This is a genomic window from Aminicella lysinilytica, from assembly GCF_004362975.1.
Lineage (GTDB): Bacteria > Bacillota > Clostridia > Peptostreptococcales > Anaerovoracaceae > Aminicella > Aminicella lysinilytica.
Genome location: NZ_SNXO01000018.1, coordinates 26,193 through 44,396, shown reverse-complemented (window position 1 = coordinate 44,396; position 18,204 = coordinate 26,193). Strand labels below are relative to the sequence as shown.

General features: G+C 49.2%; 19 protein-coding genes. 17 read left to right on the top strand and 2 right to left on the bottom strand.

Translation table 11 applies throughout. The features are described 5' to 3' along the window. Window positions 1-395: helix-turn-helix domain-containing protein (locus tag EV211_RS05985; protein WP_133528513.1), on the bottom strand; the 395-nt coding region annotated here is incomplete at its 3' end. A gap of 297 nt (window positions 396-692) precedes the next feature. Here EV211_RS05985 and EV211_RS05980 point away from each other — a divergent pair. From EV211_RS05980 to EV211_RS05925, 12 genes are all read left to right on the top strand, one after another. Continuing rightward, on the top strand, window positions 693-2,804 hold the full coding sequence (locus EV211_RS05980; protein WP_133528512.1) for a CotH kinase family protein: 2,112 nt from the start codon (window positions 693-695) through the stop codon (window positions 2,802-2,804). A 122-nt stretch (window positions 2,805-2,926) separates the two neighbouring features. Then, a complete protein-coding gene (locus tag EV211_RS05975; RefSeq protein WP_166635386.1) occupies window positions 2,927-4,204 on the top strand; it encodes an ABC transporter substrate-binding protein in 1,278 nt (425 codons plus the stop codon). 49 nt (window positions 4,205-4,253) lie between these two features. Beyond that, on the top strand, window positions 4,254-4,478 hold the full coding sequence (locus EV211_RS05970) for a NifU family protein (protein ID WP_133528510.1): 225 nt from the start codon (window positions 4,254-4,256) through the stop codon (window positions 4,476-4,478). Window positions 4,479-4,495: 17 nt separating this feature from the next. Then, complete coding sequence (pepV, locus tag EV211_RS05965; RefSeq protein ID WP_133528509.1) at window positions 4,496-5,929, top strand: dipeptidase PepV; 1,434 nt, start codon at window positions 4,496-4,498, stop codon at window positions 5,927-5,929. Window positions 5,930-5,945: 16 nt separating this feature from the next. After that, window positions 5,946-6,515, top strand: a complete 570-nt coding sequence (locus EV211_RS05960; RefSeq protein ID WP_133528508.1) for an ECF transporter S component — start codon at window positions 5,946-5,948, stop codon at window positions 6,513-6,515. Between the two features lie 9 nt (window positions 6,516-6,524). Then, window positions 6,525-6,944 (top strand): tRNA (adenosine(37)-N6)-threonylcarbamoyltransferase complex ATPase subunit type 1 TsaE, encoded by a 420-nt coding sequence (gene tsaE, locus EV211_RS05955; protein WP_133528507.1) that lies wholly within the window; start codon window positions 6,525-6,527, stop codon window positions 6,942-6,944. Beyond that, entirely contained in the window at window positions 6,932-7,648 is a 717-nt protein-coding gene (gene tsaB / locus EV211_RS05950) for a tRNA (adenosine(37)-N6)-threonylcarbamoyltransferase complex dimerization subunit type 1 TsaB (protein WP_133528506.1), read from the top strand. Before tsaE ends, tsaB begins: the two co-directional genes overlap by 13 nt. Next, window positions 7,648-8,121, top strand: coding sequence for a ribosomal protein S18-alanine N-acetyltransferase (rimI, locus tag EV211_RS05945; protein WP_133528505.1), 474 nt, complete (start codon window positions 7,648-7,650; stop codon window positions 8,119-8,121). The genes tsaB and rimI overlap by 1 nt, the downstream gene beginning before the upstream one ends. Next, complete coding sequence (gene tsaD, locus EV211_RS05940) at window positions 8,121-9,137, top strand: tRNA (adenosine(37)-N6)-threonylcarbamoyltransferase complex transferase subunit TsaD (protein WP_133528504.1); 1,017 nt, start codon at window positions 8,121-8,123, stop codon at window positions 9,135-9,137. Before rimI ends, tsaD begins: the two co-directional genes overlap by 1 nt. 11 nt (window positions 9,138-9,148) lie before the next feature. Beyond that, window positions 9,149-11,212, top strand: a complete 2,064-nt coding sequence (locus tag EV211_RS05935) for an ABC-F family ATP-binding cassette domain-containing protein (RefSeq protein WP_133528503.1) — start codon at window positions 9,149-9,151, stop codon at window positions 11,210-11,212. Between the two features lie 83 nt (window positions 11,213-11,295). Next, window positions 11,296-11,529 (top strand): acyl carrier protein, encoded by a 234-nt coding sequence (gene acpP, locus EV211_RS05930; protein WP_133528502.1) that lies wholly within the window; start codon window positions 11,296-11,298, stop codon window positions 11,527-11,529. A 62-nt stretch (window positions 11,530-11,591) separates the two neighbouring features. After that, window positions 11,592-12,278 (top strand): redox-sensing transcriptional repressor Rex, encoded by a 687-nt coding sequence (locus tag EV211_RS05925; RefSeq protein WP_133528501.1) that lies wholly within the window; start codon window positions 11,592-11,594, stop codon window positions 12,276-12,278. 122 nt (window positions 12,279-12,400) lie between these two features. On the opposite strand, the gene EV211_RS05920 is transcribed toward EV211_RS05925, so the two are convergent. After that, window positions 12,401-12,571 (bottom strand): 4Fe-4S binding protein, encoded by a 171-nt coding sequence (locus tag EV211_RS05920; protein ID WP_133528500.1) that lies wholly within the window; start codon window positions 12,569-12,571, stop codon window positions 12,401-12,403. Between the two features lie 78 nt (window positions 12,572-12,649). Between EV211_RS05920 and EV211_RS05915 the strand changes: the two genes are divergently transcribed. The 5 genes from EV211_RS05915 (at window position 12,650) to EV211_RS05890 (ending at window position 18,183) form a co-directional block, all read left to right on the top strand. Beyond that, entirely contained in the window at window positions 12,650-13,459 is an 810-nt protein-coding gene (locus tag EV211_RS05915; protein WP_133528499.1) for an Asp23/Gls24 family envelope stress response protein, read from the top strand. A 391-nt stretch (window positions 13,460-13,850) separates the two neighbouring features. Further along, a complete protein-coding gene (locus tag EV211_RS10705; protein ID WP_166635385.1) occupies window positions 13,851-14,930 on the top strand; it encodes a DNA-3-methyladenine glycosylase family protein in 1,080 nt (359 codons plus the stop codon). A 220-nt stretch (window positions 14,931-15,150) separates the two neighbouring features. After that, window positions 15,151-15,429 (top strand): co-chaperone GroES, encoded by a 279-nt coding sequence (locus EV211_RS05900; protein WP_133528498.1) that lies wholly within the window; start codon window positions 15,151-15,153, stop codon window positions 15,427-15,429. Between the two features lie 18 nt (window positions 15,430-15,447). After that, window positions 15,448-17,088, top strand: a complete 1,641-nt coding sequence (gene groL, locus EV211_RS05895) for a chaperonin GroEL (protein WP_133528497.1) — start codon at window positions 15,448-15,450, stop codon at window positions 17,086-17,088. 186 nt (window positions 17,089-17,274) lie between these two features. Further along, a complete protein-coding gene (locus tag EV211_RS05890) occupies window positions 17,275-18,183 on the top strand; it encodes a D-alanyl-D-alanine carboxypeptidase family protein (RefSeq protein ID WP_133528496.1) in 909 nt (302 codons plus the stop codon). The last annotated feature ends 21 nt before the right edge of the window (window positions 18,184-18,204 follow it).

Here is an 18,204-nt window from a genome sequence, read left to right as displayed (position 1 = left end):
GTACATTTACTCAGTGTACAACTCCTCCGAGTTTTGCACCCGTTACAGACATACGGAGGCTTTTTCAGGACCTTGCATTGATATTCCCTGAACTCCGGGCAAACATCATTGCACATTCCACAAACCGAGCAATACCTGCTTTCATGCCACGATGATGTCTGTATGCACAACTCACATATGTCTCCTTCATGCATACAGGTCTTTCTATGTACACATGAGTTGTGTGGCCTCGATTTTGTCCCGGTCTTTGTCACATGTGCATGTGCCTTGATTTCCTTTGAGATCGTTGATGCATCACGGTTAAGAACAGCACCTATCTTTATGAACGATGTGCGATCTTTTAACGCATGCTGTATTTCGATTCGATCATCTAATGTTAAATGTTTGTATTTCATTTTTTTCTCCTTTGCTCCGCCACCTCCTCTGCTGAAGTTATGATATTTTACATCATTAAGATATAAAACGCAAAAAAGCTGACACGATTAAATGTCAGCTATTATCTGTTTGCAATGTTAACTTCCGTTTCTCGGCCCACGCATCATACACTATGTTGGGGCATGGAAGTTAACTATTCAATTGAATAGCCTTTTGCGTCTGTAAAAATCAAAAATCAAAACAGAGAAGACTTCTGGACCAAGGCCGCGGACATAACCACCGACACACTTGGGAAGAACATCGTAGGCAAGCACACTTTGTCATTTAAGGTCAGAGACGACAGAGACGACAGCGGCAACAAAGAGAGCTTTTTGCTCAGGTCAGTCGAGTTCGTCCAAAGTTCACTGCCGACCTTGTATTTCAACATAGATGAATCACAGGGGACCATATCGGACATGAATTCCGACGGCAGCCACCAGACAGAGTGTTTCGGTGACATGACTATGCAGGTGCCGGCCGGGTACTATGACGAATATTCCGGGAAGACCCAGGCTGCAGATTCAAGTAGCACCTATTCTCTGGACTATATCAGGGGCCGGGGCAATTCCACCTGGGACGCAGACAAGAAGCCCTATAAGGTGAAATTCGACAAGAAACAGAATCTACTGAGCATGGGCACCAGCAAGAACTGGGTACTGCTGGCAAACAGATTCGATAACAGCCTTTTACGCAACAAGCTGACATACTGGCTGGGCGGTCAGCTGGGCATGGCTTACACGCCGAAATGCCAGTTCGTGGACGTGGTCATGAACGGCACATATTATGGGAGTTACTATCTAAGCACTCAGGTGAGAGTCGACAAGAACAGCGTCAACATAGACGATCTGACAGATAAGACGTCAAGCAGCGCGACTACAGAGCCTACCATCACCGGCGGCTATCTCCTTTCTATGGGCAGCGCCGATGACGAGAAAACCAAGGATCCGACATCGACCAAGAGGGACTTCACAACCAAGAAGGGCAACAGGTTCCTCATAGAGAGTCCGGATTTCGAGGGCTATACTAACGACGCTCAATACAACTATATCAAGGATTACTTCCAGAAAACCGAGGACGCCATATACGGCAAGGACTTCAAGGAAAGCAGCGGCGCATCCTACAAAGATTATATGGATGTGGATTCGGCCGTGGACTATTACTGGCTTCAGGAAATCTCATACAACGGGGATGCCTTTGGCAGCAACAGCACATATCTCTACAAGGCCAGGAACGGCAAGCTGTGCTGGGGACCTTTGTGGGACTTCGACTTCGTAGCCTGGGGAGATCTGGAATACGGCAAGAACATGAATACCACAGAGTTCTCACAGAATCAGAACGTATGGTACGGCAGGCTTTTCGAGGACAAAACCTTCTCTAAGAAGGTCGTGGATAGATGGCCGGTCATCAAGGCTAAACTTGAGGAACTGACCAGAGACGGCGGCCAGCTGGATAAGTATGTTGCTCAGGTAGGCATCTCGGAGAAGTACGACATGGAGAAGTGGGGCACCTACGCCATGGATATAGACGGCGATACTACAGTAAAAGGCAACAGACCATACAGCGAGGAAGTCACTCAGCTGAAGACATGGATCAACAAGCGTGTCGCCTGGATCGACGCCAATTACAAGACACTTCAGCTTAAGGAATATAAGGTAAAGTTCGTAAATGGAAAGAAGCCCGTCAAGACCATTACTGCCTACAGTCAGAGGGTCATCACGGGATTCCCGAAGAACCCGGCAAAGAAGGGTTATGAGTTTAAGGGCTGGTATTATAATAACGGCGGCTCTATGATAAAACTCACCAAAGATACCGTTGCTACCAGTAGTTTAACGGCTCACGCAAAGTGGAAGAAAATACGCTCCGGTAAAGCCGACAGCAGTAAAATCAAGGCTATATACTTTTTGAACAAAAAGTCCTTTGCAGGTGTGGCAGGCGTTGTGTCGGACAATCCTTACACGGCCGTGCCGTTTTCAGCGGACACCAGCGGCATGAAGTGGAAGTCGTCTGTTCCAGCCGTAGCAACGGTAAACAGTGACGGCAATGTAGAAGCTCTGAAGAAAGGAAAGACTGTCATAAGCGTTACGATAGGCAAGGTATCAGCATCATATACCCTGAATGTCGTGGATATCGACAGTACAGTCGTAGCCCCATATATAGAACTGACTCGCAAGTCTATGAAAGTAAAGGCCGGTTCGTATGGTAAGATCAATATTAAGACAGATGCTCTTTATCCTGTATATACGGGGTTGAAATTCGTTTCATCTGATAATTCCATCGCCTCAGTATCTCCGGCGGGAGTAGTCAGAGGAAAGAAAAAGGGCAAGGCAGTAGTGCTGGTAATAGATTCTACAAACACACAGGTATATAAGTGCAAGGTCACGGTAAGGTGACAAAAATGTTTACTTTTCAGGCAAATGTAGTATAATAAAGAGTACGTTTGCACACAAAATGCGGCGAAGGGTCCATGACCTCTCACCGCTTTTTGGAATCGAAAGCTATATTCGGGGAAATAATGAAAATAAAGAAATTACTTATGGTGATCCTGATCACTGTCTGCATGGTTGCAGGCCTGAGCGGGTGCGCCACCTATGACAATTTCAAAGATACATTTTTCACTGACAAAGGAGCCGGGGCTGATACTATCAAGATCGGCGTTCTGGAACCTACGACGGGTGAAAACAGCAGTTACGGTAAAGCGGAAATCAGAGGCATCGAGATCGCCCACAAACTTCACGGCAAGGTCCTTGGGAAGAAGGTCGAGCTGGTTTATGAGGATACTCAGAGCAGCATTTATACTACGCAGAGTGCGATTCAGAATATACTTGAGAAGAAGCCTGCTGTAGTACTGGGAACTTACGGAGACGCCTGTTCTCTGGCTGCCGGCGAATATCTGAGAGACGCCAAGGTGCCGGGAATAACCATATCGGCGACTAATCCCCTGGTTACAGAAAACAATGAGTACTATTTCCGTACCAGTTTTTCCGAGGCCATCCAGGGTTACGCTACAGCAGAGTATGCTGTAAAATCCCTGAATCAGAATAAGGTAGCAGTGGTTTCCGTTGAAGGAGACGATACCGTCAGCGATATGGTCAATAACTTTACCAGGAAATGCAAGGGCCTTTATACGGTGACAAAGACGAAAAAGGTCGTTAAAGTTACTAAGAAAGTCAAGAAGAAGAAGGTCACGACTAAGCAGACTATCACAGTCGCTGAGAAACATCCGGTCACCTGTCAGGAAATACAGATCAAGCAGGATGGCAGCGATCTGGACGCCTGCATCGAGCAGATCAGAAAAAGCGGCGTCAGGACCATCTTCATGGCGACATCCTTTGACAGCGGCAAGACCTTTGCCGGGGAGTTAGACAGACTGAAGGTCAATGGAGTTACGCTCATAGGCCCGAAAGAGTGGCATAACAATAAATTACTGAGTTTGCAGAGCGGATTAAAGGGTATAAAAATAGCGGTGGCATCTGACTTTAACGGTGAGACTGCTGAAACGAAAAACTATAAAGAATTCACAGAAGCCTACCAGAAGAAGTATGGCAATAAGAATCAGGATCAGGGAACGGTCATGGCCTATGACGCATATATGCTTGCCATAGAGGCTATCGAAAAGGCCGGATCTACTGACGGCGCCAAGGTCAGAGATGCTCTGGCGAAAACCAGGGATTACTCCGGCGCATCAGGCGTCATAACTTTCAATAAGCTGGGAGTTCCGAGCAAGCCTGTTAACATAGATGTTATCAAGGACGGAGCATTCAAGACCGTATACGTTTATAAAGTGAAATAACTGCACCGGTGAAAACCGAAAGCAGATAAATAGAAAGGAAAAATTACAAATGGAAGAGAAAATCAATGCAGCCTTAGAGGACGTTAAACAGGTACTCCGCAGAGACGGCGGAGACATCGAACTGGTCGGTATTACAGAGGACAACATTGTTCAGGTAAGATTACAGGGACATTGCGCAGGATGCCAGGGAGCCAGAATGACTCTGAAAGGAATCGTAGAACAGATCCTTCAGGAAGCTGTTCCGGAAGTTAAAGGCGTAGAAGCAGTAGATTAGTAAAAAGAGGTATTGAAATGGACTTGGCAAAGCATATTGAAGAAAATAAGAGCCAGGCTGTCGATACTCTAAAAGAGCTGATAAGAATCAGAAGTGATGCAGGAGATCCTGTTACGACACCATCCGGTGAGGTATATCCTTTCGGGCAGGGCGTGCAGGATGCTTTTGCGTACATGCTGAAAAAGGCTGAGGAGTATGGCTTTGAGACAGCTAATGCAGACAATTACGGCGGGCATATCGACTTTGGCAGCGGAGATAAAACCGTTGGCATCATCGGCCATCTGGACGTAGTACCTGCCGGAGACGGCTGGGATTTCGATGCGTACAGCGGCGCGGAGAGCGATGGATATATTTACGGCCGCGGAACTACAGACGACAAAGGCCCGCTCCTTGCGTGCTTCTTTGCCATGAAGGCCTTGAAGGACGCCGGCTATGAGCCACAGCGCCGCATACGTCTGATCATGGGGCTGGACGAAGAGACCAACTGGATCGGAGTACAGCATTATAAGGAAAAACTGGGCAACCCTGACTATGGGTTCACTCCCGACGGAGATTTCCCTATTCTCAACGGAGAAAAGGGCATGATTGGATTTGATATAGCCAAGAAACTTTCACCTTCACCTAAGGAAGGCCTGCTCCTGAGCAAGCTCTCCGGCGGCACGGCAGCCAATATGGTGCCGGAGCACGCGAGAGCCGTAGTCAGAAGCAACGACCCGGAGGCCTATGACCATATCAAGGACCTGGTAGAGGAATACAGAAACGAGACAGGATATAAAGTAAAGACTAAAGGCGTAGGCAAGTCCCTGGAAATCACGGCCGAGGGAGTAGCCGCCCACGGAGCAGCACCTCAGGACGGACTCAATGCAATTTCCATTTTGTTCGCCTTCCTTGGAAAGCTAACCTTTGTTAACGACGACTTGAACGTATTCATAGACTTTTATAATAAATGCGTTGGATTCAATGTTTACGGCAAGAACATGAACTTGGATTTCCATGATGAAAAATCAGGAAAACTATCATTCAACAACGGACTTGTCAATTACGACGGCGAATCGATCTCAGTTAATATAAACATCAGATATCCGATTTCTGCCAACGCAGATAAGATCTACGGAGCTGTTATGCCTTTCATCGACAAGTACGATCTGGGCGTGGTCAAGCAGGGGGACATGAAGCCTATCTACTTCGACACCAACAGCAATGTAATCAGAACGCTGGTGGGAGTGTACAGAGATAAGACCGGCGACATGGAGAGCCAGCCTATAGTTGTAGGCGGCGGCACATACGCCAAGGCCTTCGATAACGTCGTAGCTTACGGCGGACTGTTCCCGGGCGACCCGGATATCATGCACCAGAAAAATGAGAAACTTGAAATCAAACGGTATTACCAGATGATCGAGATCTACGCTGACGCCATTTACAAGATGAGCCAGCCGGACTTCGAACTATAGAACATTAGGAGAGAACATGAAGCAAAATTCCAGATATTATCAGGTGGAACTGGCGACCCTGGCCATGCTTACGGCCATTGCCTGCGTCCTGGTAATGATATACGTACCATATCCGCTGATGCCGGCCTTCAAATACGACCTGGCCGACATTCCTATCCTCATAGCCACATTTTCCTTCGGACCTGTGGCAGGACTTATCGTTACGTTCCTTGCAAGCTTCATAGAAGCATTCATCATGGGACAGGACACGTGGATAGGCTTCGTCATGCATGTACTGGCAACGGGCTCATTCGTCATTGTTGCAGGCAACCTTTACAGGCACAAAAAGACCAAGAAAGAGGCCGTCGTTGCTTTGGTTGCAGGCGTCATAACCATGACAGTGGTCATGTGCGCAGCGAATTATATAATGGATCCGCTCTTTTACGGAATGCAGAAGAAAGCCGTAGTAGCACTCATGCTGCCGGCGATAATTCCTTTCAACCTTTCCAAGGCCGGTATCAACGCTCTGCTGACATTCCTCATATACAAGAGGATATCCAAGCTCATACACAGAGCCGAGAACAAGCCGTCCGTACCGAAGAAGTAGGAAATACTTATGAGAACGGTTACCATTAAAAACGAAGAAGATACGAGACGCTTTGGGTTGGACCTGGCCGGGAAACTGAAGGCCGGCGATATAGTCGCCCTCATAGGCGACCTGGGCACAGGGAAAACCACATTGACAAAGTATATAGCTGAAGGGCTTGGCGTTACCGAAAGGATCACGAGCCCTACTTTTACTATTGTCGGCGAGCATCATTCCGGCAGGCTGCCCCTGTATCATTTCGATGTCTACCGCCTGGAAAGCGGCGAGGACATGTTCGATATCGGCGCAGATGAGTACTTCGACGCCGGCGGCATCTGCATCATAGAGTGGGCCGATCAGGTGGCCGAGGTGCTGCCCGACGAGACCCTTTGCATATTCATAGAATACGGAGAAAAGGAAGGAGAGAGAGTTTACAGATGTACATTTTAGCCATAGAAACAACAGGAAAAATCGGCTCAGTAGCTCTTGCCGACCTGGAAACATATAAAATGACCATGAAGACCACCACCGAAGACATGAGCCATCTGAAAAACCTCATGGCCATGACGCAGGAACTCTTCCGGGAACAAAAGGTGACCGGCAGCGATATTGCGGCCGTAGCCGCATCGGTGGGTCCGGGCTCTTTCACAGGCATACGCATAGGCGTATCATCGGCCAGAGCCGTGGCTCAGGCCTTGCATAAGCCGTGCATACAGGTGCCGACACTGGATACATTCCGCCTCAAGTGCGGAAACAGGCCCGTAGCGGTCATATTCAACGCTCGCAGGGGGCAGGTCTACGGAGCAGTCTTTGACAAGGATAAAAAGGACATTCTGAAGCCGGGACCGTACATGCTTACGGATGTTCTGGACGCAGTCGATAAGGCCGGCATAGCGCCGATCTTTTACGGCGACGGCGTAGACGCTTACGCCGACAAACTTCAGGGCCGCGAATGCGCTCAGGAAGAAGACAGATACCAGACAGCCACCATGACGGCTGCCTTTGCCATGGATAAACTGGAGGCAGGCGAGACCTGCACATACGAGGAGCTTTTGCCCGACTACATGCGTGAGACAGAAGCAGAGCAGAAACTCAGGGACGGATCCCTTGCCAGGGCCAGAGCGGCGAAAATGGCTAAATTCAGGAGTAAATAATGTCAGAACTAACAATCAGAAAAGCAACGGTCAGCGATGTGCCGGGACTGGAGACCATAGAGCAGGAATGCTTTGAGACTCCCTGGTCTGAGGAATCCCTGCGCCACGATATAGCGGAAAACAAGCTGGCCACATATATAGTGGCTGACCTGGAGGGGGAACTCATAGGATACATCGGCGTCTGGAGCATCGCAGACGAAGGCCACATAAATAACGTAGCCGTACTGCCCAAGTACAGACGCATGCACGTAGGCACTATTTTGTTAAATACCATGATAAACGCCACTGAAGAGGCCGGCATCGTCAGTCACACCCTGGAGGTGCGGGCAAGCAACGAGGCTGCCCAGAGCCTTTATGGCAGATTCGGTTTCAAGGAATCCGGCAGGCGTAAGGGTTATTACGAGGACAACGGCGAGGACGCCATAATAATGTGGCGCATGGGCGATCCGGACAAAATCACAGAGGAATCATAATGAAAGACGGGAAATTTATTACATTGGGAATAGAATCCAGCTGCGATGAAACATCTATAGCTGTAGTGGCCGACGGCCGCCAGCTGATGTCTGATGTTATTTCATCACAGATAGCACTTCACACTGTTTTCGGCGGCGTAGTGCCGGAACTGGCTTCGCGGCATCATCTGCAGAACATAAACAGCGTTCTGGATGAGGCTCTGTCAGAAGCGGGAGTTACACTGGACGACGTGGATCTTATAGGAGTCACTAACGGCCCGGGACTCATCGGCGCCGTAGTAATTGGAGTTGCAACGGCTAAGGCTTTGTCCTTCGCCAAGGACATTCCCCTGGTAGGCGTCAATCACATGCACGGTCATGTGAGCGCCAACTATATCCAGTACCCGGATCTTGAGCCGCCATTTATGGCACTCATAGTTTCCGGAGGTCACACTAATATCGTGGAAGTGACAGATTACAACGAATGCAAGGTCCTCGGAGGCACCAGAGACGATGCCGTAGGCGAGGCTTACGATAAAGTTGCCAGGGTCATCGGCCTGGGTTATCCCGGCGGTCCCAAGGTGGATAAGGCTGCTAAGGACGGGAATCCGGAGGCGGTCCACTTCAAGCGTGTCTATCTGGAAAAGGACAGCCTGGATTTCAGTTTCAGCGGTCTGAAGACGGCCGTTCTGAACTATATAAACACAGAGAAAATGGCCGGCAGGGAGATAAATGTTGCGGATGTTTCCGCCAGCTTCCAGCAGGCAGTTCTTGATGTAGTCGTGGATAAGACCATGATGGCAGTAAGGAACATGAACAAAGACAGGCTTGTCATTGCCGGCGGCGTTGCGGCTAATTCGGAACTGCGCCGGGAACTTAAGGAAGCCTGCCATAAAGAAGGTATCAGACTATATGCGCCGGAGCCGGTTTTGTGCACGGACAACGGAGCCATGATCGCCGCGGCGGCATATTACAAGTATAAGAAAGAGGGGGCGGACGATCTGCATCTGGACGCTTACGCAGACCTGTCTCTGTAAATGGAGTAGAAATGATAGTATTGTCAGCAACTGACCTTACAAAAGCATATGGAGTCGACGTGATCCTGGACAGAATGTCCTTTCACGTCAACAGCGGTGACAGAGTGGGCATAGTCGGAGCCAACGGCGCCGGGAAGACCACCCTGTTGAATATCCTCGCAGGCCGGGACCATGCTGATTCCGGCGATTTTTTCGTGTCTAAGGACATATCCATGGGCTACCTGGCTCAAAAGGATACCTTCGACGATAACAGCACTCTTCTTGAAGAGGTCCACAGAATATACGGCCATTTCGAGAAACTGGAAAATGAGATACACAGGCTCAGCGACAAGGTGGCGGAAATGGCGTCAGATGGAGAACTGGACAGCGACGAATACCACAGAGCCCTTCATCGCCTGGGAGATCTGCAGGACAGATTCAGGAACGAAGGCGGCTTCTCGTATAAGAGCGAAATGAAGGGAATACTTACCAGCATGGCCTTCAGCGAGGACTACTATGATAAGCCTATACACACCCTCAGCGGCGGCGAGCGGACCAGACTGGCCCTGGCCTGCCTTCTGATGGAAAAGCCGGACATCCTTTTGTTAGACGAACCGACCAACCACCTGGACATAGGCATGCTCAAATGGCTTGAGCAGTTCCTGAAAGCCTACACAGGCACTATTTTGCTGGTGTCCCATGACAGGTATTTTCTGGATCAGATGGCCACCAGGATCTTCGACGTGGAGCATCGCAGGCTTAAGAGCTACGAGGGAAATTACACGGAATTCGCCATCAAGAAGCGTGAGCAGCGAGAGGCTGACATCAGGGCTTACGGCAAGCAGCAGGACGAGATAAAGCGCCAGGAAGACATAATCAGAAAGTTCAAGGAGCGCGGCACGGAGCATCTGGCCAAGCGGGCGGCTTCCCGCGAGAAGAAGCTGGCAGCTATGGATGTTATGGACAGGCCCGAGGAAGAACTGGGTTCCATGAAGATACACTTTCGTCAGGAGTACAAAAGTGGAAATGACGTGCTTTTCGGCGAGGATCTGTCTAAGTCCTTCGGCTTCGGCGCTGACAGGCGCGACCTCTTTGAAAATGTGGATTTCGATATCAAAAAGGGCGAGCGCATATGTATCGTCGGACCTAACGGCATCGGCAAAACTACTTTGCTGAAGATCATGATGGGCGACCTGACGCCGACGGCCGGCTACCTGAAGATCGGGCACAATGTGACCTTCGGATATTACGACCAGCGGCAGGAAATGCTTGACGACAGCAAGACCGTTATGGATGAGGTCCACGATTCCTACAGACTTTACAAAGACAGCGAGATACGAGCCATCCTGGGCAGATTTTTGTTCACCAACGATCAGGTATTCATACCTGTAGGCTCACTCAGCGGCGGCGAGAAGGCTCGCCTGGCTCTGCTTAAGCTCATGATGTCCGGTACCAATGTTCTGGTGCTGGATGAGCCTACTAACCACCTGGACATAGATTCCAAGGAGGTTTTCGAGGATGCGTTGAAGGATTATCCTGGTACGGTCATCGCCGTATCCCATGACAGATATTTCCTGAACAAGGTGGCGTCGCGGATATTTGAGCTGGGACCTTCGGGCATAACTCAGTATGTAGGCGGCTATGACTACTATGAGGAAAAGAAGGCTTCCATACAATCAGGTAAGAAGTATATAGAAGAACTTAAGGACGAAGGCAGCGCGGGCGTTGTGACTGCCGGCCTCCACACCGGCGGCCAAAGCAAGGCATCGCCTAATGACGATCTGGTAGATGGCCTGCGCGATGCACAGAAAGCCTCCGGAATGGAAGTGGCCCCGGCCGGGCAGGAAGCTCTGTCGCCGGCGGAGGAAAGGGCTTTGAAGAAGCAGAAACAGGCCGAGCACCGGAGAAACGAGCGTCAGCGAAAAGAACTTGAAGACACCATAGACTCCCTGGAAACAGAGATCAAGGAGATCCAGGAGGATATGTGCAAGCCAGCCAACCTGTCCGATTCCAAGGCTCTGCGGGAAATGCAGGAAAAGCTGGACAGCGCCCAGGAAGAACTTGATTTCGTGTATGACGAGTGGTTGAATTTGTGAAAAATTAAATTTTCACTTGCAATACATTAGAGGGTACACTATAATAAGTTTTGTAATTGATCATAGACTATAGGAGGTTTATTATGACTTTTGATAAGATTAGAGACATCATCGTCGAGCAGTTGAGCGTTGATGAGTCAATGGTTACGATGGATACAAATTTGATGAAGGATCTGGAAGCTGATTCCCTCGACGCCGTAGAGATCATCATGGCGATCGAAGAAGAGTTCGATATAGAAATACCGGATGAGGAAGCAGAGAAATTCCAACTGGTCGGTGACCTGGTCAAATACGTAGACGAAAATTTTGAAGAGTAAAGATTAAACCCGCCGGCCATGGCGGGTTTTCGACTTTTTTTTATAGAACGGGAGATGTAACGATGGGGAAAAATAATGCAAAGATATCAAACGCAGTCATCAAACGATTGCCGAGATACAGGCGCTATCTGATCGAGTTGAAGAAAAAGGGAGTAGAGAAGATCTCTTCCAAGGAATTCAGCAGTCTGATCGGGTACACGGCTTCACAGATCAGGCAGGACCTGAACAATTTCGGTGGTTTCGGCCAGCAGGGTTACGGCTACAGCGTAGACGGCCTGTATAAAGAGATAAGCGCCATCCTGGGCCTGGATAAAGAATATAGAATGGTCATAGTCGGCGCAGGCAATCTGGGCCAGGCTATAGCAAAATACACGCATTTCCACAAGCAGGGGTTCAAGGTCTGTGCGGCCTTCGATATCAATCCTAACCTGATCGGTAAGGATCTGGACGGCATAGAGATTCTGGATTATGAGAACATTGTGGAATATGTTGAAGAGGAAGAAATCGATATAGGTATCATCTGCGTCAATCGGGATAATGCTCAGGAAGTGGCAGATAAGTTGTCCTTCGCCGGAGTCAAAGGAATCTGGAACTTCGCTCCGACGGATATCGAGGTTCCGACTCATGTAGCCCTAGAAGTTGTACATCTTTCTGACAGTCTTCATTCCCTGGCATATCACATGAATGATATACAGAAGAAGGAAGTCGCTCAGGACAAGCACAGGGAAGAAGAAAATCTGAGAGATTAGGCGGGAGCCTGATTTCCCAGATGTATAATGACAGTCGAGATGCAGATAACATCAGACGCGGGAGCATAAAGAAAATAACCGTTTCGCTTTTGCGAAACGGTTATCGTTTTCAATAATGTAGATTAGCCTTCAACTGGTGCGTCTACCGGGCATGCATCTGCGCAAGAACCACAATCGATACATTTCTCAGCGTCGATTACATAAGCGTCTTCGCCTTCTGTGATTGCCTCTGTTGGGCACTCAGGTTCGCAAGCTCCGCATTTGATGCAAGCATCTGTAATTTTGTAAGCCATTGGTATAATCCTCCTTTAAGACATGTCTTGAATTTAAATTCGGTCTTAATTATAACAGAAAGGCGGGACTAAGTAAAGATGAAAGTTTATACTTTGACCGGTAAAAGCGGCACAGGAAAGAGTTTTCAGGCTATGAACCTGTGTAAAGAGTTGAATATAGAGAGCGTAATAGATGACGGCCTGTTCATATATCGCAATCGCGTCGAGGCGGGGATATCCGCCAAACGCCAGCAGACCATGGTGGGCGCCATCAAGACGGCTTTATTTAACAAGCCGGAGCATCAGGCTGCCGTAGCTGACCGCATCAAGGAACTTGCCCCTGACAGCATTCTGGTTCTGGGGACTTCTGACAAGATGGCCAGCCGCATAGTTGAGCGCCTTGGCCTGCCGGCACCCATCCGTCAGATCCACATTGAAGACATCACCACTGAAGAGGAGCGCGATGTGGCCGACCGACAGCGCCATATTCAGGGAAAGCACGTAATACCTGTGCCGACACTGCAGTTGAAGCGCGATTTCGCCGGCTACTTCATGGATCCTCTCCGCATATTCAAAGGCGGAAACTTCTTCGGGGGCAGTCCCTATTCAGAGCGTACAGTAGTCCGGCCGACTTTCAGCTATATGGGGGAATTCTATATATCTGATTCGGTTATAACGGATATAGCCTCCTGCGTAGCCAAGGAAACGCCGGGAGTCGCTCAGGCAATCAAGGTCTACGAAAACACTTCGCCGGACGCGCTGCATCTTACAGTGTCCCTGGCTGTGGAGCGGAACACCCTGATCTGGGAAAGCGCCATGGATTATCAGAAGGCCCTTCGCGAACAGGTGGAAAACATGACCGCCTTCAACGTGGTCAAAGTCGATGTGGAAGTTAAGCAGGTAGTGTAGAGACGCGCTGGGGCTGGATTTCGTGCTGGGACCGGATTTCGCGCTGGGACCGGATTTCGTGCTGGGGCTGGATTGCGTGCTGGGACCGGATTTCAAAAAGGTGTTTTATGATAAATCACGAAATAAGGCATCAAAAATCCGAATATCCATGGATCCGACAATAATATTTGAACACTAGTATAGAAATTGGCAGCAGATGGTTAACCTAAAACTAATAAGTGTGATGACTATGTGAACCAGAGTCGAAATATCGATGCGGATAGCTGTATAATCCAGTATATTAATTCATTACTACTTGAATAAGCAAGAAATTGGAAAGCATTTCGTATTTTTGACCATGAAAATGGCGATTTGTCATAAAACACATCAGGAGGTCAGTAGCGAGGAAAATATGAATTCATTTACAGTAGATAACATTAAGGATTTCAACCTGGATCACATCTTCGACTGTGGTCAGTGTTTCAGATGGAACAAAGAGCCAAACGGTTCCTACACTGGAATCGCCATGGGCCGGAAGGTCAACATGCAGTTCACCGCCGGACTCGATAGTGAATCGTCGCGGGAGGCCGCCGGAGCTCTGACCATTACACCATGCACTGAGCAGGAATTCCGGGAAATCTGGAGGCCGTACCTGGATCTGGACAGAGATTACGGGAAAATCAAGGAGACTCTCTGCGCAGATGATCCGATCATGAGGAAGGCGGCGGACTTTGGATACGGCATTAGGCTTCTGGATCAGGATCTTTGGGAGACCATAGTTTCTTTCATCATTTCTCAGAACAACAACATTCCGCGTATCAAAGGCTGCATCGAGCGGCTTTGCGCTGCGGCGGGGGAGCCGATCAGCGGCGGCGCGGAGGATGGCGACGCCGGCAATTTCGGTGACCCTGGCAGAGCCGCGGCCGGCGCGAAGGATGGCGACGCTGGCAATTCCGGTGACCCTGGCAGAGCCGCGGCCGGCGCGAAGGATGGCGACGCCGGCAATTCCGGTGACCCTGGCAGAGCCGCGGCCGGCGCGAAGGATGGCGACGCCGGCAATTCCGGTAACCCTGGCAGAGCCGCGGCCGGCGCGATCCGGTCTGAGGCGCCGGCATACGAGATTCCCGGGCCGGAGGCCCTGGCAAGACTGGGCGAGGCCGATCTGGCCGAGGTCAGGCTTGGCTACAGATCCAGATATCTCATGGAGACGGCCAGAAGCGTTTGCGAACAGGGACTGCCCGAGAATGAAGAGCAGCTGCTTGAACTTTGTGGCATAGGCCCGAAAGTGGCAAACTGCATTTTGCTCTTCGGCATGAAAAAGTACGACAGCTTCCCCATAGACGTGTGGGTGCGCCGGGTCATGCACGAGCTGTACGGCCTGGACGAGAACAACAAAAAGCAGATGGCGGCTTTTGCCCGGGAGAAATTCGGGGACCTGGGCGGTTTCGCGCAGCAGTATCTGTTCTATTATATGAGGAGCATCGCAGAGTAGCGGTGCTTTTTTTCGTGGGGGAAAACTTCATCCAGAAAACATAAAAAACTTGCAAAAATGTGTTGACAATAGTGCCCATAGGTCATACAATGAAGAAGATGGTTAGCACTCAGACAGAATGAGTGCTAACAGCCATCAGGCCGATGGGTCGCTACAGGGCGTTTCCATGGTGGCCATATAAGATGAGTAAATAATAAATATAAATCAGGAGGTAATGAAAATGAGTTTTGGTATCAAACCGCTTGGAAGCAGAGTAGTGATCAAGAAGCTGGAAGCAGAAGAGAAGACAGAAGGTGGGATCATCCTCACAAGTTCTGCCAAGGAACAGCCTCAGATGGCTGAGGTAGTTGCAGTAGGTCCGGGAACTAAGGACGAGGACATGGAACTGAAGGCCGGAGACAAGGTCGTATTTTCCAAATATGCTGGAACTGAAGTTAAATTCCATAGCGAAGAATATACAATAATGAGTCAGTCAGATATTCTGGCTGTTGTAGAGTAATCGGGGAGGTAGATTAGAATGGCAAAAGACGTATTTTACGGAGAAGAAGCTAGAAGGGGTCTGCAGGCCGGAGTTGATAAACTTGCTGACACCGTTAAAATAACACTTGGACCTAAGGGCAGAAATGTTCTTATCAACAAACAGTTTGGCTCACCGCTCATCACTAATGACGGCGTTACAATCGCAAGAGAAATCGAGCTGGAAGACAGCGTAGAGAACATGGGCGCACAGCTTGTCAAGGAAGTCGCTACTAAGACTAACGATGTAGCCGGCGATGGAACTACTACAGCAACACTTCTTGCACAGTCCATCATCAGAGAAGGATTCAAGAATGTAGCCGCTGGAGCAAACCCAATGGTACTTAAGAGAGGTATCCAGGGAGCAGTTGATAAGACTGTAGAACAGATAGAAGCAATTGCCAAACCGGTTGAGACTCAGGAAAGCATCGCGCAGGTTGCTTCCATTTCAGCAGGCGACGAGAACATCGGCGGACTGATAGCAGAAGCTATGGACAAGGTCGGAAAAGACGGAGTCATCACAGTTGAGGAATCCAAGTCACTGGGAACTACCCTTGACGTTGTTGAAGGTATGCAGTTTGACAGAGGTTATCTGTCACCATATATGGTCAGCGACACAGACAAGATGGAAGCAGTTCTCGAGAATCCGTACATTTTGCTGACAGACAAGAAACTGAGCAACATTCAGGATATGCTGCCGCTGCTTGAGCAGATAGTTAAACAGGGCAGGAAACTTGTCATCGTAGCCGAGGATGTTGAGGGCGAAGCTCTTGCAACACTGGTAGTCAACAAGCTGCGTGGAACATTCGACGTTGTTGCTGTCAAGGCTCCTGGTTTTGGTGACAGAAGAAAGGCAATGATGGAGGATATCGCAGTACTTACAGGCGGTAAAGTCATCAGCGAAGAATTAGGATATGACCTGAAGGAAGCTACTATAGATATGTTAGGCCAGGCAGGAACAGTTAAGGTAACCAAGGACAACACAGTTATCGTCAACGGTTCAGGCGACAAGGCTGAAATCGATGCAAGAATCAATCAGATCAAGACTCAGGTCGAAGATACAGATTCAGAATTTGACAAAGAAAAACTTCAGGAAAGACTTGCTAAGCTGGCTGGCGGCGTAGCCGTTATCAAGGTCGGCGCTGCAACAGAGACAGAACTGAAGGAGAGAAAACTCAGAATAGAAGATGCTCTTAACGCTACTAAGGCAGCTGTTGAGGAAGGTATCGTAGCAGGCGGCGGAGTTGCTCTCTGCAACGCTATTACTGAGGTACAGAAATATGTCGAGACTTTGGAAGGCGACGAGAAGACAGGCGCAGCAATCATTGTAAGAGCTCTTGAAGAGCCTGTAAGACAGATTGCTGAGAACGCTGGATTCGAAGGAAGCGTAGTAGTTTCTGAAGTCAAGAATCAGAAGAAGGGTTACGGATTCAATGCTGCAAATGAGCAGTATGTAGATATGATCGGCGCAGGCATCGTAGATCCTGCCAAAGTCACAAGGTCTGCTATCCAGAATGCAGCATCAGCATCAGCAATGCTCCTGACTACAGAAGCAGGCATCGTAGACATCAAGGAAGATGCACCTGCAGCACCAGCTATGCCAGCCGGAGGCGGTATGGGCGGCATGGGCGGCATGATGTAAGCTCAGACTGAAGTATACTCGTAACAATAACTTTAAATAAAGAATACCTGCGAGAGCAGGGCGGACATTTGCCTTAAGGGTAAAGCGTTCGCCTCGCCCCGCAGGTATTTCTGTTTTTTCTAACAAAGGAATGGACATAGGTCGAAATAAGTTTATAATTGATATTATCAAGACTAGGGAGTTGTGATGTTCAGTAGAGGCAATCATATTAAAATCAAAAAGGCTTTGGCGCTGCTATTATCTGCAGCGGTCATAGTTTCTGTGTCTGCTTGCAACGGCGGCGAATCCAGCACTATAACCAAAGAGGATCCTCCGGCTATAAAGAGCAAGTGCGCTGTGGTAGAGAATCTGAAAACCGGGGAAATAGTATATCAGAGGAACGCCGACGAGAAGACCAGGCCAGCGTCTTTGGCCAAGATCATGGTGATCGTCTATGCACTGGATCACATGAAGGCTTCGGATATGGATATACGCGTGGCCACATTGGCGTCAGACTATGATTATATGAAAACCGTGGGCGAATACGAATCCGCAGGCTTCGAACCTGGAGAAAAGGCTACTTTGCGCGATTATCTATATGGTATGATGTTTGAATCTCAGGCCGACGCAGCCATGACAGTAGCCAGATATTTCGGCGACGGCAGCCTGAAAACTTTTGCCATCAGGGAAAACGCCTGGGCCAGGAGGATCGGCATGAAGAACAGCCACTTTGACAATCCTATCGGTGTGGATTCCGCCGGCAATTACGGCACATGCCTGGACTACGCCAGGTTGGTCAGGTACGCCATGAATAACAAAGAATTTCGCAAAATGTTTGACGGCGTCAAGTATACCATCAAGGCGGACAATAAGCGCAGCAGTGATACTGTCATCACTCACAGCATACGGTATGAGACCGGCGATAATTCCATGATCCTTGGCGGCAAGACGGGCTACACGCCTCTGGCCAAGAAATGCCTGGCCAGCAATGCCAGGATAGATGGCACGGAATATATCTGTGTAAGCACGGAAGCCAAGCAGACCGTCTTCAACGAGTACCCTAACATCAGCGATCAGGAAGCTTTGTACAGGTATATACGTAAAAATTCCCATTAACCCTTGCCAAAGCCACCTTCC